Here is a 12,899-nt window from a genome sequence, read left to right as displayed (position 1 = left end):
CGCCCGCCGGAAACTCCTCCGACCAGGTAAATCGCCTGTGTGGAGGGGTGATTGACGGATGGTCCGGGAGCCGCTACCCCTGTACGGGTTCGGTCCCGCACGCCCCCGCTCCCCCATCCGTTCCAGGAGGCTGCCTTGCTCCGTTCCACGTCCCTCAGACGTGTCGCGCCCGTCGTCCTGCTCCTGCCGTTGTTGTCCGGCGCGCCGACCGGCTGGGCGCCGGTCGCCGCCGAGGAGCCCGTGGCGGGCTCGCTGCAGCGGCAGTTCACGGTGGCGGCCGAGCGGCACGGCGTCCCGCAGAGCGTGCTGCTCGCCGTGTCGTACCTCCAGTCGCGGTGGGACGCCCACGGCGGCGCGCCGAGCGTGACCGGCGGCTACGGTCCGATGCACCTCACGGACGCGGTGACCGCGCTGGCCGAGGCACCGCACCACGCGGAGGGCGTGGAGGACGCCCGCGGCGACGGGTCGCGCACCCCGCGGCTCGGTGCCGGGACCCGGGCGGCGCCGCCCGCGGCGGCCGCGCTGCCGCCCCGGCTGCGGACGCTGGAGCGCGCGGCCGAGCTGTCCGGCCACACCGCCGAGGAGCTGCGGACGAGCACGGCGGCGAACATCGAGGGCGGTGCGGCGCTGCTGGCGGCCGCGCAGCGCGAGGCCGGCCTGCCGGCGAGCACGGACCCGGCCGCCTGGTACGGGGCGGTGGCGGCCTATTCGGGCGCGGACGACTCGGCGACCGCGACGGTCTACGCGGACGACGTCTTCGACGTGATCCGCACCGGCGAGTCGCGGACGACGGACAGCGGGCAGCTGGTCACCCTGGCCGCCGACCCGGGCGTCGCCCCGGCCACCGGACAGGTGGCCGCGCTCGGGCTGCGGGCTCCCGCGAAGGGTCCGGTGGAGTGCCCGCCGTCGGTGGCGTGCGAGTGGATCCCCGCGCCGTACGAGGAGTTCGGGGACGGCGACTACGGCAACCACGACCTCGCTGACCGGCCGCGGTCGCAGTCGGTCGACTACATCGTGATCCACGACACCGAGGCCAGCTGGGACACCACCCTGAAGCTGGTACAGGATCCTACGTACGTGTCGTGGCAGTACTCGCTCCGCTCCTCGGACGGTCACATCGCGCAGCACCTGTCGCTGAAGGACGTGGGCTGGCACGCGGGCAACTGGTTCGTGAACGCCAAGTCGGTGGGTCTCGAGCACGAGGGCTTCCTGACCTCGCCGGACTCCTGGTACACGGAGGCGATGTACCGGACCTCGGCGCGGCTGGCGCGCCATCTGGCGAAGCGGTACGACGTCCCGCTCGACCGGCAGCACGTGCTCGGCCACGACAACGTACCGGGGACGGTCACCTCGTCGATCAAGGGCATGCACACGGACCCGGGCCCGTACTGGGACTGGGCGCACTACTTCCAGCTCCTGGGCCGGCCGATCACGCCGAGCGCGGGCCCGAACGCCGGGGTGGTGACGATCCGTCCGGACTACGCGTCGCACCGGCCGGTGTACACGGGGTGCGTGGCCGCCGGGGAGGCGTGCGCACCGCACGGGAGCGGCGCGGTGCGCCTGCACACCGCGCCGAGCGCCGACGCGCCGCTGGTGAAGGACATCGGTCTGCGGCCGGGCGGGCAGGATTCGACAACCGGGGTCAACGACACGGGGGCGCGGGCCTCCACCGGCCAGAGCTTCGCGGTGGCGGAGCGGCGGGGCGACTGGACGGCGATCTGGTACCTGGGGCAGAAGGCGTGGTTCCACAACCCGAAGGAGGGATCGACGGCGGTGAACGCGCGGGGGCTGGTGCTCACGCCGAAGGAGGGCGTGGCGTCGGTGCCGGTCTACGGGCGGGCGTATCCGGAGGCCTCGGCCTACCCGGCGGGCGTCCCGGTGCAGTCGGTGTCCCCGCTGCCGTACAAGCTCCTCGCGGGGCAGCGGTACGTGGTGGGCGGCCGTACGCCGGGAGAGTACTACTTCGCACCGACGTTCGACCCCACGGGGCACACGGTCGTACGCGGCCAGGAGGAGTACTACGAGATCCAGTTCGGCCATCGGGTGGCCTTCGTGAAGGCCGCTGACGTGCTGGTTTCCCGGGCCTGACCGAGGTCTGGCCGAAACCGCGCGAGAGGCGCGGGGGTGCCGCCGGGTCAGGATCCGGACGGCACCCCGTGTCGAGCGGTATGACTATTCCGGTGTTCGCGTGGGCGCCAGGGGCGACGGGTAATGCTCGGCCGGACGACAGCCCAGCTCACCGAGAGGCCTCCCTGGCATGGCTCAGCCCTTCGTTCTGCCGGATTTCTATGTCCCGTATCCGGCGCGGCTCAATCCCCATGTGGAGACGGCCCGCACGCACACGCGTGACTGGGCGCGGGAGATGGGGATGCTGGAGGGCTCCGGGATCTGGGAGGAGGAGGACCTGCAGTCCCACGACTACGCGCTGCTCTGCTCCTACACCCACCCCGACTGTGACGAGGAGACCCTGTCCCTCGTCACCGACTGGTACACGTGGGTGTTCTTCTTCGACGACCACTTCCTGGAGATCTTCAAGCGCTCCCTGGACCGTCGGGGCGGCAAGGCGTACCTCGACCGGCTCCCGCTCTTCATGCCGGCCGATCCGGCGGCGGGGATGCCCGAGCCGACCAATCCGGTGGAGGCCGGACTCGCCGATCTGTGGCGGCGGACCGTTCCGTCGATGTCGGAGGCCTGGCGGGTGCGGTTCGCCGAGGCGACCGAGCACCTGCTGTACGAGTCCCTCTGGGAGCTCGACAACATCCACGAGGGGCGGATCGCCAACCCCGTCGAATACATCGAGATGCGCCGCAAGGTGGGTGGGGCACCCTGGTCGGCGGGGCTCGTCGAATACGCGGCGGGCGCCGAGGTGCCGGAGCGGGTGGCGGACGCACGGCCGCTGCGCGTCCTGCGGGACGCCTTCTCGGACGCGGTCCACCTGCGCAACGACCTCTTCTCGTACCAGCGGGAGGTGGAGGAGGAGGGCGAGAACAGCAACGGCGTGCTGGTCCTGGAGAGGTTCCTCGGCTGTACGACCCAGGAGGCGGCGAACGCCGTCAACGACCTGCTGACCTCGCGGCTGCAGCAGTTCGAGAACACCGCACTCACCGAAGTGCCCGCGCTCTGCGTGGAGGAGGCGCTCGGTCCGGAGGAGGCGGCGGCGATCGCCGCGTACACGAAGGGCCTGCAGGACTGGCAGTCCGGCGGCCACGAGTGGCACCTGCGCTCCAGCCGGTACATGAACGGGGGCCTGGTGAAGGGCGCTTCGCCGTTCGGCGGCCTGATCGGCACCTCCGCGCTCGACATCAGGAACCTCTTCGGACGCCCGGCGGCGAGCCGGCTGCGCACGCTCACCCACCAGCCGTACCAGCGGGTGGGCCCGTCGCTGCTCCCGGACTTCGACCTGCCGTACCCGCTCGCGCTGAGCCCGCACCTCGACGAGGCACGGCGGCACACGGTGGAATGGGCGGAGCGCATGGGGCTCCTGGACGACATCTGGGACCGGCCGATGGCGGAGGGCTTCGACCTCGCGCTCTGCTCGGCGGGGCTCGCCCCGGACGCCACGGCGGAGGAGCTGGGGCTCAGTGCCGACTGGCTGACCTGGGGCACGTACGCGGACGACTACTACCCGATCGTCTTCGGGCGCCCGCGGGACCTCGTCACGGCGAAGCGGCAGACCGAACGGCTCAAGTCCTGTATGCCGCTGTCGGATCCGTCCGCGGGGGCGGCGCTCGCGGAGCACCCGATGGAACGGGCGCTCGCCGACCTGTGGGGACGCACGGCCGGGCCGATGAGCGACGCGGCACGGGCGCGGTTCCGTGCCGCCGTCGAGATCATGCTGGACGGCTGGATGTGGGAGCTGCACAACACGGCCCAGCACCGGGTGCCCGACCCGGTCGACTACATCGAGATGCGCCGCAGCACCTTCGGCTCCGAGCTGACCACGCTGATGTCCCGGTTGCGGAGGCCCGAGGTCCTGCCTCCGGAGATCTTCCGTACGGGTACCGTACGCGCCCTGGAGGGCTCCCTCATGGATTACGGGGCGATGGTCAACGACCTGTTCTCGTACCAGAAGGAGATCGAGGTCGACGGGGAGCTGCACAACCTGCTGCTCGTGGTGCAGACGTTCTTCGACTGCGACTACCCGGCGGCAGTGTCGATGGTCGACGACCTGATGCGGGGGCGGCTGCGCCAGTACGAGCACGTGAAGAAGCACGAAGTGCCGCTGCTGCTTGCGGACTTCCGGCTCGACGCGGAGGGCCGGGCGGCCTTCCGGGGCTATCTGCGGGACCTGGAGGACTGGGTCGCCGGGGTCCTCAACTGGCACCGGAGCGTGCGGCGTTACGGGGCGGAGGACGTCCGCGCGGGTGCCGGGACCTCACTCGCGCGCCGGGGCCCGCGGGGCCTCGGGACGTCTGCGGTGCGGATCGCGGCGACGTACGGCGCGCTCGTGAGCTAGCCGGGCGCGACGAGGCCCCCGGCGCCGAGCCGGGGGCCTGGTCGGCGTCGCGCTACGGGCGCTGACCGCGCAGCTGGTCGAGTTCGCGGCGGTCGCGCTTGGTGGGGCGGCCGGCGCCGCGGTCGCGCACACCGGCCACGGCCACGTGCTCACGGGGCGGCGGGGGCGGGCTGTTGTCGACGTAGGCCTCGGCGGCGGCGGGCGGGCCGACCCGCTTGGTGAGCACTTCCTTGACCTCGACGATCCGCTGCCGGCCGCCGTGGAAGACCCGTACCTCGTCGCCCGGCTTCACGGGCTGGGCGGGCTTGGCCCGCTCCCCGTTGACCTTCACGTGCCCGGCCCGGCAGGCCGCGGCGGCCTGGGAGCGGGTCTTGGTCAGCCGGACCGCCCAGATCCAGCTGTCGACGCGTGCGCTCATCGGCCCCCGCCTCCCGGTCAGCCCTGCTGGAACAGCTCGGCGGGCAGCGGCTTGAGCAGCGCGTACAGGTCGTCGGTGATGGGACGGTCCCAACTGGCGATGGTGACCAGGACGTTGTCGCTGCGGTCGAACTGCACGCAGGAGATGCGGCTCTCCGAGAGCTTGAGGCGGCGCACGATCAGCAGGTTGTCGCCCTGCATCACCGGCACGTCCTCGCGGTCGAGGACCTCGACCGGCTCGTCGTTCTCCAGGGCCGCGAGCAGCTGGGCCACCTCGAAGGGGACCTGTCCGTCGGCGAGCTCGCGCGCCGGGGAGCCCTCCGGGAGATTGCCGATGATCATCGCGGGGCCGCGGCCGCCGAACAGGTCGTAGCGGAGGAACACGCCCTGGCAGCTGCCGTCGGGTGCCGGGAGCAGGCCGGCGCCGAGATTGCCGGGCCAGTCCCCGGGGTCCATGGCCAGGACGTCGAAGTCCGGACCCGCGGGTGTGGCGGCGCTGCGGCGGCGGAGGAAGGACATACCGCCATGGTACGTGCCCCGGCGCGCAGCGCGGCGCGCCGGGGCGGGCATCGCGCGCCTCAGTTCCGAAGCGCCTGCGCGAGTCCGGCGCGGTCGGTGCCGAGCTTGCGGTAGACGGCGGAGAGCAAGCGGGTGACGGTGGCCCCGTCGACGCCGAGCACGTCGGCCGGGTCCTCGCCACGGGCGGTCAGCTCGGCGGCCGCCCGCTCACGGGCGGTGAGCGTGTCGGTGCCCGCGGGCAGCAGCGCGCGGGGGCGCAGCCCGGCGGCGGCGAGCTCGGCCCGCGCGTCCTCGACCAGGCCGTCCGCGCCACAGCTCTGGGCGGTCTCCAGGCCGCGGTAGAGGTGCTCGGCGGCCTCATGGGTGCGGCCCGTGCGGCGCAGCGCGGTACCCAGGGCGACGAGCGAGCGGGCCAGCTCGTACGCGGCGGGCGAGCGGTCGAGCCAGTCGACGGACTCCTCCAGGAGCTTGACCCGCTCGGTGTCCGGGGAGACCTCGGCGGTGACGCGGAGCGCCTGGCCGATCGCGGAGGGCGCGCCGTACTGCCGGGCGCGGGCCACGGCGGCGAGCGCCGTGTCGCGGGCCCGGTCGGGGGTCTCGCAGGCCTCGGCGAGGGCGAGGTGCGACTGCCACGGGCACCAGGCGGGGTTGCGCATGCCGCGCGGGTCGAGACGGCGGCCGACGGCGGCGAGCTCGGCGGCCGCCTCCTCGGTACGGCCGGTGGCGAGGAGGAGTTCGGCGTGGACGGTCTGGGAGTCGGGAAAGGTGACGGCGGCCGGGAAGGGTTCGCCGAAGTCGTGGGCGCGGGCGATCCGCTCGGCCTCCGCCGTACGGCCCCGGGCGAGCAGCACCTCGATCATGACGCCGGTGGCGTACCACTGGGCGGGCGTCCGGGGACCGACGCGCTCGGCGAGCCGCAGCCCCGCGCGCACGAAGTCCTCGGCCTCGACGAGGCGGCCGCGGCGGTAGCGGATGTAGCCGAGGAGGGTGTACGCGAAGGACAGGTGGGCCCCGCGCCAGCCCTGCCGCTCGAACTCGGCGGTGCCGGCGGCGAACAGCTCCTCGGCGCGGCCGGGCCGGTCGGCGTAGAGGAAGGTGAGGGCGACGAGGACGGGGACCTCGAAGCCGCGGCTCTCGTCGGCCCAGCTGAGACCGCCCTCCAGGGCGCGCTCGGCGTGGCCTACGGCGACGGCGGAGGGCTCGGCGCGGACGGTGGCGTCCCAGGCGCGCAGGCCGATGATGTACCGCTCGGTGAGGTCGCGGCCGGTGAGGCGGTCGGCCAGCTGGGCCAGCCGGCGGGAGCGGGCCGGGGAGTCGGGCTCGTCGGCGCGGAAGGCGTCCCACATGAACTTCTCGGACTGCATGCGCAGCCGGCTGCGGGCGTCGGTGGTGAGCCGGGACTCGCGGCCGAGGAGCTCGGAGGCCTCGACGAGCCGGTCGCTGTGCGCGAGGACCTGGGAGAGCCGGTACACGATGCCGTGCCGCAGGGCGGGCTCGGCGACCGGTTCCTCCAGGGCGGCGCGCAGGTGGTTGACGGTGGTGGCGGGCTCGGTGAGGAGGGAGGCGCAGCCGAGCTCGAAGAGGACGGCGGCCCGCTCGTCGCGGTCGGGGGGCTCGCGCAGGGCCCGGGCGAGATAGCTGCGGGCGGTGTCGGGGGCGCCCGCCCGCAGGGTCTCCTGGGCGGCGGCGCGCAGGTGCTGGACCACCCAGGGGTCGCCCTCGGGGTGCGTCTCGACGAGGTGGCGGGCGGCGGCGGTGGGGCCGAGCCCGGCGTCGACGACGCACCAGGCGGCCTGGCCGTGCAGGGCCACCCGGGTGGCGGCGGGGATGGCGTCGTAGACGGCGGTGGCGATCAGGGGGTGGACGAATTCGAGGGTCTCGGTCTCCTCGTCGGGCGCCTCGGCCAGGACGCGGGCGCGGCGCAGGAGTCCCGCGCTGCGGGCGACCTCCTCGCCGCCGAGTCCGGCGACGGCGCCGGCGAGCTGTGGGGAGATCTCGGTGCCGAGGACGGCGCAGGCCCAGGCCAGGCGGACGGTGGCGGTGCCGAGACGCTCGATCTGCGCGATCAGCCCGCTGCCCTTCACGGCGGCGGCGAGATCGCGCAGCGTGTGGGCGCGGTCCGCGACGGGCTCCAGGCCCCGGTCGCGGATCCTGGCGGCGAGCTCGACGGCCTCGAACGGATTGCCCGAGGTGACGGCCCAGCACTCGCGGCAGAACGCGTCGTCCGCATGGGCGCCGACGCGGTCGCGCACGAGCCTGGCGATGGCGGTGGAGGTGAGCGGCTCCAGGCCGAGCGGCCGCTGCCCTGACCGGCGTCCGGTGAACTCGGCGCCCGACTCAGGGAGTTCGTCGGGCCGGTAGGCGACGACGAGCAGCATCGGCAGCTCCTCGGCGCGCGGCGAGAACGCCGACAGCCAGCCGAGGGACTCGGGGTCGGCCCAGTGGGCGTCGTCGAGGACGACGACGAGCGGGGCGCGGCGCACCGCGAGGTGGGTGAGTACCCAGTCGAGGCCGTCCCGCAGCCCCTGGGGGTCCGGCGGCGCGCCCTCGGCGGCGGTGCACAGACCGAGCGCGGGGCCGACGATGTCGTACCAGCTGCCGAGCCGCTCGCGCAGTTCGGTCCGTGAGGCGGCGGCGAGCTGCGGCTGCAGCAGCTGGCGCGCCACGTGGAACGCGACCCGCTGCTCCTGGTCGCCGCCCCGGGCGGACAGCACGGTGCACCCCTTGGCGGCGGCCCGCCGCCGGATCTCGGCGAGCAGCGTGGTCTTCCCGAGCCCGGCGGGCGCGGCGTAGGCGAGTACGCCGCCGCGCCGGACGCTCCGCGCGGCCCGACCGCCCTCGCTCGCGGTCCCGGCGCCCCGCACGACGCGCAGGAGCGGTGTGCCGGGCGCCTGCCGGGGGCGGGGGACGCGTGCGGGCCGACCGGCGCGGTCGGCGTCGGTGCCGGGGCCGGCGGAGGGGAGAGGGTCGGGGCGGGACCCGGCGGGGTGCCCGTGGGGCGGCCCGTCGGCGGCGCCGGGCCCGTGGGCCGTCCCGCCGGGCGCGGCGTCGGGGCGCGTCACGGCCCGGTCGGGACCGGCCGACGGCTCCCCGCCCTCGCCGCCGGGCGTACCGTCGGCGGCCCCCACCGCCCCGTCGCCCCCTGCTTCCTCCCCGCGCCAGGACGCCTCCGCGCCGTGGCCCGTCAGAAGGTTCAACGCCTCTTCGGCTGCCGCGAGTTCGGCCTCGCGCTCGATGAGGCCGAAGCCTCGGCCGGCCGGTCCGCCGGTCTGTACCGCCATGGTCCACCCCCACCCCACGCTGGGGGCGCACACCCGGCGCACAAGGGGTGCGTCCGGAGCGGTGGCCCCACGAAAACCCCAGCGTACGCCGGGAAGCGCCCCCGGGGCTGAAGATTGTGCAGGTCGTGTGAAAGAGCCTCAGGAGCGCCGGGCGAGCGCCTCCAGAACACCCAATGCCTCCTCCGCCCGCGCATGTTCGACGAAGAGGTGGTCGTGGTGGAAACCGGCGACCACGTTGCAGCTGAGCCCGGCGTCGGCGAGGGCTCCCGCTACGGACGCCGTCAGACCCACGGCGTCGAGGGCCGAGTGGACCCGCAGGGTGATCCAGCCGGCCACGTAGTCGTACGCCAGCGAGGCCGCGTCCGCGTCCTCCTGGCGTACGACCATCGTCAGGCCCTCGCGCTCGGCGACGGTGACGACCGGGGCGAGGTCTTCGGGGGCGGGGCCGTCCACGGTGGTGAAGACGTAGCGGCCGGGGTGGAGTTCCGGCCGCATCCCGGCGAGCAGCCGGGTCAGATCACGCTCTGCGTTCATGATCACCACCCTAGGGGGTGTCGTGCCGATCAGGCCGGGGCCGCGGCGCCCGGTCGGCAGGACACTCCTCGGACCGCCCCCGGGGAACGGCCCCTCGCCGGGCTCAGGTCAGGTCGAACTCGCCGTCGCGCGCATTGACCACGAACGCCCGCCATTCCGCCGGGGTGAACACGATCGACGGCGCTTCCGGCCGACGCCCGTTGCGCATCGCGATGAAGCCCTCGACGAACGCGATCTGGACGTCGCCCACGCCCTGGCTGCCGGAGCGCCAGTCCGCCTGTGACAGGTCGAGGTCCGGAAGGTCCTGCCCCGTCCTGGCGTGCTGGGTCATGGTGCTGTCCGTCACGTCCGTGCTCCTCTCGCGTCGTCCCACGCATCACGCGTCACGCTGTGCTGCTCGTCCGGGCCTCAGCGTAGCGACCGGTCCGGGGCACCGACAGACCTCGGGCCGTGTGCGGCCGGTCGTCGACCTCCCTCAGGCGGTGGGCGGCCGGTCGCCGACGAGCCACATGGCGAAGAACTGCGCGCCCCCTCCGTACGCGTGCCCGAGCGCCGTGCGCGCCCCCTCCACCTGGTGCTCGCCGGCCTGCCCCCGTACCTGGAGGGCCGCCTCCGCGAAGCGGATCATGCCGGAGGCGCCGATGGGGTTGGTGGACAGCACGCCGCCGGACGGGTTCACGGGCAGGTCGCCGCCGATCTCGGTGACGCCCGCCTCGGTGAGCTTCCAGCCCTCGCCCTCCTCCGCGAAGCCGAGGTTCTCCAACCACATCGGCTCGTACCAGGAGAACGGCACGTACATCTCGACGGCGTCGATCTGCCGGCGCGGATCGGTGATCCCGGCCTGCCGGTAGACGTCTGCCGCGCAGTCCCGCCCGGCCTGCGGGGAGACGAAGTCCTTGCCGGCGAAAAGGGTGGGCTCGCTGCGCATGGCGCCACCGAGCATCCAGGCCGGCGGGCGGGGCGAACGGGCCGCGCCCGCCCGATCGGTGAGGATCATCGCGCAGGCCCCGTCGGAGGACGGGCAGGTCTCCGAGTAGCGGATCGGGTCCCAGAGCATCGGCGAGGACTGCACCTTCTCCAGGGTGATGTCGTGCTCGTGGAGATGGGCGTACGGGTTCTTGAGCGCGTTGCGGCGGTCCTTGTAGGCGACGAGCGAGCCGATCGTGTCGGGGGCTCCGGTGCGCCGCATGTAGGCGCGTACGTGGGGGGCGAAGAAGCCGCCCGCGCCGGCGAGCAGCGGCTGCTGGAAGGGGACGGGCAGGGAGAGGCCCCACATGGCGTTGGACTCGGACTGCTTCTCGAAGGCGAGCGTGAGCACCGTGCGGTGCACACGGGCGGCGACGAGGTTCGCGGCGACGAGGGCGGTGGAACCCCCGACCGAGCCGGCGGTGTGGACGCGGAGCATGGGCTTGCCGACCGCGCCCAGGGCGTCGGCGAGGTAGAGCTCCGGCATCATCACGCCCTCGAAGAAGTCGGGGGCCTTGCCGATGACGACGGCGTCGACGTCCGCCCAGGTCAGCTCGGCGTCGTCGAGGGCGCGCCGGGCCGCCTCGCGGACGAGGCCGGCGAGCGAGACGTCCCGGCGGGCGGCGACGTGCTTCGTCTGGCCGATGCCGACGATCGCGACGCTTTCCTTCGATGTCACGGCCTTACTCATGCGAGTCCCCTTCCAGGACGGCGACCAGGTTCTGCTGGAGGCAGGGCCCGGAGGTGGCGTGGGCGAGGGCGCGGTCGGAGGCTCCGCGGTGGATGCGGGCGGCGGCCTCGCCGAGCCGGATGAGGCCGGCGGCCATCACGGGGTTGGCGGCGAGCGCGCCGCCGGACGGATTGACGCGGACGTCGTCACCGAGGGCGAGGGCCCTGCGCAGGACGACCTCCTGGGAGGTGAACGGCGCGTGCAGTTCCGCGGTGTCGACGGGCCGGGCGGCGCCGGGGTCGAAGGCGCCGGCGCGCTCGGCGGCGAGCCGGGTGGAGGGCGAGTCGGTGAGGTCGCGGACGCCCAGGGAGTGGGCCTCGATGCGGTGGTCCATCCCGGTGATCCAGGCGGGCCGGGCGCACAGCTCGCGGGCCCGGTCGCCGGCGGCGAGGATCACGGCGGCGGCTCCGTCGCCGATGGGCGGGCAGTCCCCGGTGCGGAGGGGGGCGACGAGGTGGTCGCCCTGGGGCCGCGCCCCGGGCAGCTGGGCGTGCGGATTGGCGGCGGCGTCCTGGCGGCTGCGGGTCGCGATCGCGGCGAGCGCGGGCTCGTCGGTGTGCCCGGCGTCGATGAGGGCCTGTGCCTGGAGGGCCGCGAGGGCGACGGAGTCGGGCCACAGCGGGGCGACGTAGTACGGGTCGAGCTGGCGGGTCAGCACGTCGCGTACGGAGCCGGGCGAGGACTTGCCGTACGCGTACACGAGCGCCGTGTCGGCCTCGCCGGTCAGCAGCTTCACCCACGCCTCGTACAGCGCCCAGGCACCGTCCATCTCCACGTGCGACTCGGAGATGGGCGGCCAGGCGCCGACGCCGTCGAGGGCCATGGTGAAGGAGAAGGCGCGTCCGGCGAGGTAGTCGGAGGAGCCGGAGCAGGTGAAGCCGATGTCGGAGGTCCTGAGGCCGGTCCGCCGCAGCACCTCGTGGAGGACCGGCATCACCATCTCGACCTCGGAGAGGTCGTCGGTGCGGCGGGTGTGGTCGGTCTGGGCGAAGGCGACGATGGCGACGTCCCGGCGTGCTGCGGTCACAGGAGCTCCTTGTACGTGTCGTAGTCGGCGTCCGGCTCCCCGCTGGGGCGGTAGTGGTCGGGGTATCGGCCGCCCTCGCTCCACACGGGCTCGACGCGCAGCCCCATGCGGACCTGGTCGTAGGGGATGCCGGCGATCCGGCCGTGCAGGGCGAGCCCGGCGCCGTCGAGGGCGATGTGGGCGTAGACGTACGGGACCTCGATGTCGAGGTTCTTCGCCTTGATGTTGACGATGCAGTAGGTGGTGACGGTGCCCCGCGGGCCGACCTCGACCCGCTCGGTGGTGGCGACCCCGCAGGTGGGGCAGGCGCCGCGGGGCGGCACGTACACCTTGGCGCAGGAGGGGCAGCGCTCGCCGACGGTACGGCGCTCGGCGAGGGAGTGGAGGTAGCCGGTCTGGGCGCGGCCGGGGGTGTACGTGTAGTCGAGGCGGGCGGGGGCGACGATGCCGGTGACGGGCTCGTCGAAGTCCCCGTCATGGGCCCGGCGTTCGCGCCGTTCGTCGCGGTCGTGCGAGGCCGGCTCGAAGCACGCGATGTCGGTGACGGCTCCGTGCCGTTCGGCGGCCCAGCGGATCCGGACGCGCATGCCGGTACGGACGGCCTCGGGCCCGGGGGCGTCGAGGGCGTGCAGGAGGGCGGTGTCGGCGCCGTCCAGGCGGACGAGCACCCAGGCGAAGGGGGTCGCGAGGGGCTGCCCGCGGCGGGGGTCGGGGTTCCAGGCCCAGGTGGTGACGGTGCCGGTGTCCCCGACCTCGACGAGTTCGCGCAGTTCCGCGGCGGTCTCGGGGTCGTACTCGACGGGCGGCACGAGCACGCGTCCGCCCTCGGTGCGCACGCCGAGCGGGACGCGCTCGCGCAGGCCGGTGAGGAAGGCGGACTGGACCGGCCCGAGGGAGCGGGTGAAGGGGAACTCGACGACGAGCGGGGCGCGCAGGGTTTCGAGGGCGTCGGTCATGCTGGCTCCTGAC

The 12,899-nt window shown here is 74.1% G+C and carries 10 protein-coding genes; 2 read left to right on the top strand and 8 right to left on the bottom strand.

Annotated elements, in window-relative coordinates:
- Positions 1 to 135: 135 nt before the first annotated feature.
- Complete coding sequence (locus AB0M16_RS24470; protein WP_365346317.1) at positions 136 to 2,088, top strand: peptidoglycan recognition family protein; 1,953 nt, start codon at positions 136 to 138, stop codon at positions 2,086 to 2,088.
- 169 nt (positions 2,089 to 2,257) lie between these two features.
- Positions 2,258 to 4,456 (top strand): terpene synthase family protein, encoded by a 2,199-nt coding sequence (locus AB0M16_RS24465; protein WP_365346315.1) that lies wholly within the window; start codon positions 2,258 to 2,260, stop codon positions 4,454 to 4,456.
- A 52-nt stretch (positions 4,457 to 4,508) separates the two neighbouring features.
- Here the strand turns inward: AB0M16_RS24465 and AB0M16_RS24460 are convergent, their stop codons facing one another.
- The 8 genes from AB0M16_RS24460 to AB0M16_RS24425 all read right to left on the bottom strand — a co-directional run bounded on the left by AB0M16_RS24460 (position 4,509) and on the right by AB0M16_RS24425 (position 12,886).
- On the bottom strand, positions 4,509 to 4,874 hold the full coding sequence (locus AB0M16_RS24460; RefSeq protein ID WP_365346313.1) for an RNA-binding S4 domain-containing protein: 366 nt from the start codon (positions 4,872 to 4,874) through the stop codon (positions 4,509 to 4,511).
- A 17-nt stretch (positions 4,875 to 4,891) separates the two neighbouring features.
- The gene (locus tag AB0M16_RS24455) at positions 4,892 to 5,392 is read right to left on the bottom strand and encodes a hypothetical protein (RefSeq protein WP_265864155.1); all 501 of its coding nucleotides are present in this window, start codon (positions 5,390 to 5,392) and stop codon (positions 4,892 to 4,894) included.
- Positions 5,393 to 5,451: 59 nt separating this feature from the next.
- Complete coding sequence (locus AB0M16_RS24450) at positions 5,452 to 8,673, bottom strand: AAA family ATPase (RefSeq protein ID WP_365346310.1); 3,222 nt, start codon at positions 8,671 to 8,673, stop codon at positions 5,452 to 5,454.
- 138 nt (positions 8,674 to 8,811) lie between these two features.
- The gene (locus tag AB0M16_RS24445; RefSeq protein WP_365346308.1) at positions 8,812 to 9,207 is read right to left on the bottom strand and encodes an ACT domain-containing protein; all 396 of its coding nucleotides are present in this window, start codon (positions 9,205 to 9,207) and stop codon (positions 8,812 to 8,814) included.
- 103 nt (positions 9,208 to 9,310) lie between these two features.
- Positions 9,311 to 9,553 (bottom strand): DUF397 domain-containing protein, encoded by a 243-nt coding sequence (locus AB0M16_RS24440; RefSeq protein ID WP_365346306.1) that lies wholly within the window; start codon positions 9,551 to 9,553, stop codon positions 9,311 to 9,313.
- A 129-nt stretch (positions 9,554 to 9,682) separates the two neighbouring features.
- A complete protein-coding gene (locus AB0M16_RS24435; RefSeq protein WP_365346304.1) occupies positions 9,683 to 10,864 on the bottom strand; it encodes a thiolase domain-containing protein in 1,182 nt (393 codons plus the stop codon).
- The gene (locus AB0M16_RS24430) at positions 10,857 to 11,930 is read right to left on the bottom strand and encodes a thiolase domain-containing protein (protein WP_365346302.1); all 1,074 of its coding nucleotides are present in this window, start codon (positions 11,928 to 11,930) and stop codon (positions 10,857 to 10,859) included. The genes AB0M16_RS24435 and AB0M16_RS24430 overlap by 8 nt, the downstream gene beginning before the upstream one ends.
- Complete coding sequence (locus AB0M16_RS24425; protein ID WP_365346300.1) at positions 11,927 to 12,886, bottom strand: OB-fold domain-containing protein; 960 nt, start codon at positions 12,884 to 12,886, stop codon at positions 11,927 to 11,929. The genes AB0M16_RS24430 and AB0M16_RS24425 overlap by 4 nt, the downstream gene beginning before the upstream one ends.
- Between the last annotated feature and the right edge of the window lie 13 nt (positions 12,887 to 12,899).

It is taken from the genome of Streptomyces sp. NPDC051921, from assembly GCF_040680975.1.
Classification (GTDB): domain Bacteria; phylum Actinomycetota; class Actinomycetes; order Streptomycetales; family Streptomycetaceae; genus Streptomyces.
Note: the sequence above shows the minus strand (reverse complement) of the source record. Positions and strands in the feature narration are given on the sequence as shown.

Bases quoted from the DNA above. Each gene is read 5' to 3' on its own strand.
- AB0M16_RS24465 (WP_365346315.1), top strand. From the start codon at position 2,258: ATGGCTCAGCCCTTCGTTCTGCCGGATTTCTATGTCCCGTATCCGGCG.
- AB0M16_RS24460 (WP_365346313.1), bottom strand. From the start codon at position 4,874: ATGAGCGCACGCGTCGACAGCTGGATCTGGGCGGTCCGGCTGACCAAG.
- AB0M16_RS24455 (WP_265864155.1), bottom strand. From the start codon at position 5,392: ATGTCCTTCCTCCGCCGCCGCAGCGCCGCCACACCCGCGGGTCCGGAC.
- AB0M16_RS24450 (WP_365346310.1), bottom strand. From the start codon at position 8,673: ATGGCGGTACAGACCGGCGGACCGGCCGGCCGAGGCTTCGGCCTCATC.
- AB0M16_RS24445 (WP_365346308.1), bottom strand. From the start codon at position 9,207: ATGAACGCAGAGCGTGATCTGACCCGGCTGCTCGCCGGGATGCGGCCG.
- AB0M16_RS24435 (WP_365346304.1), bottom strand. From the start codon at position 10,864: ATGAGTAAGGCCGTGACATCGAAGGAAAGCGTCGCGATCGTCGGCATC.
- AB0M16_RS24425 (WP_365346300.1), bottom strand. From the start codon at position 12,886: ATGACCGACGCCCTCGAAACCCTGCGCGCCCCGCTCGTCGTCGAGTTC.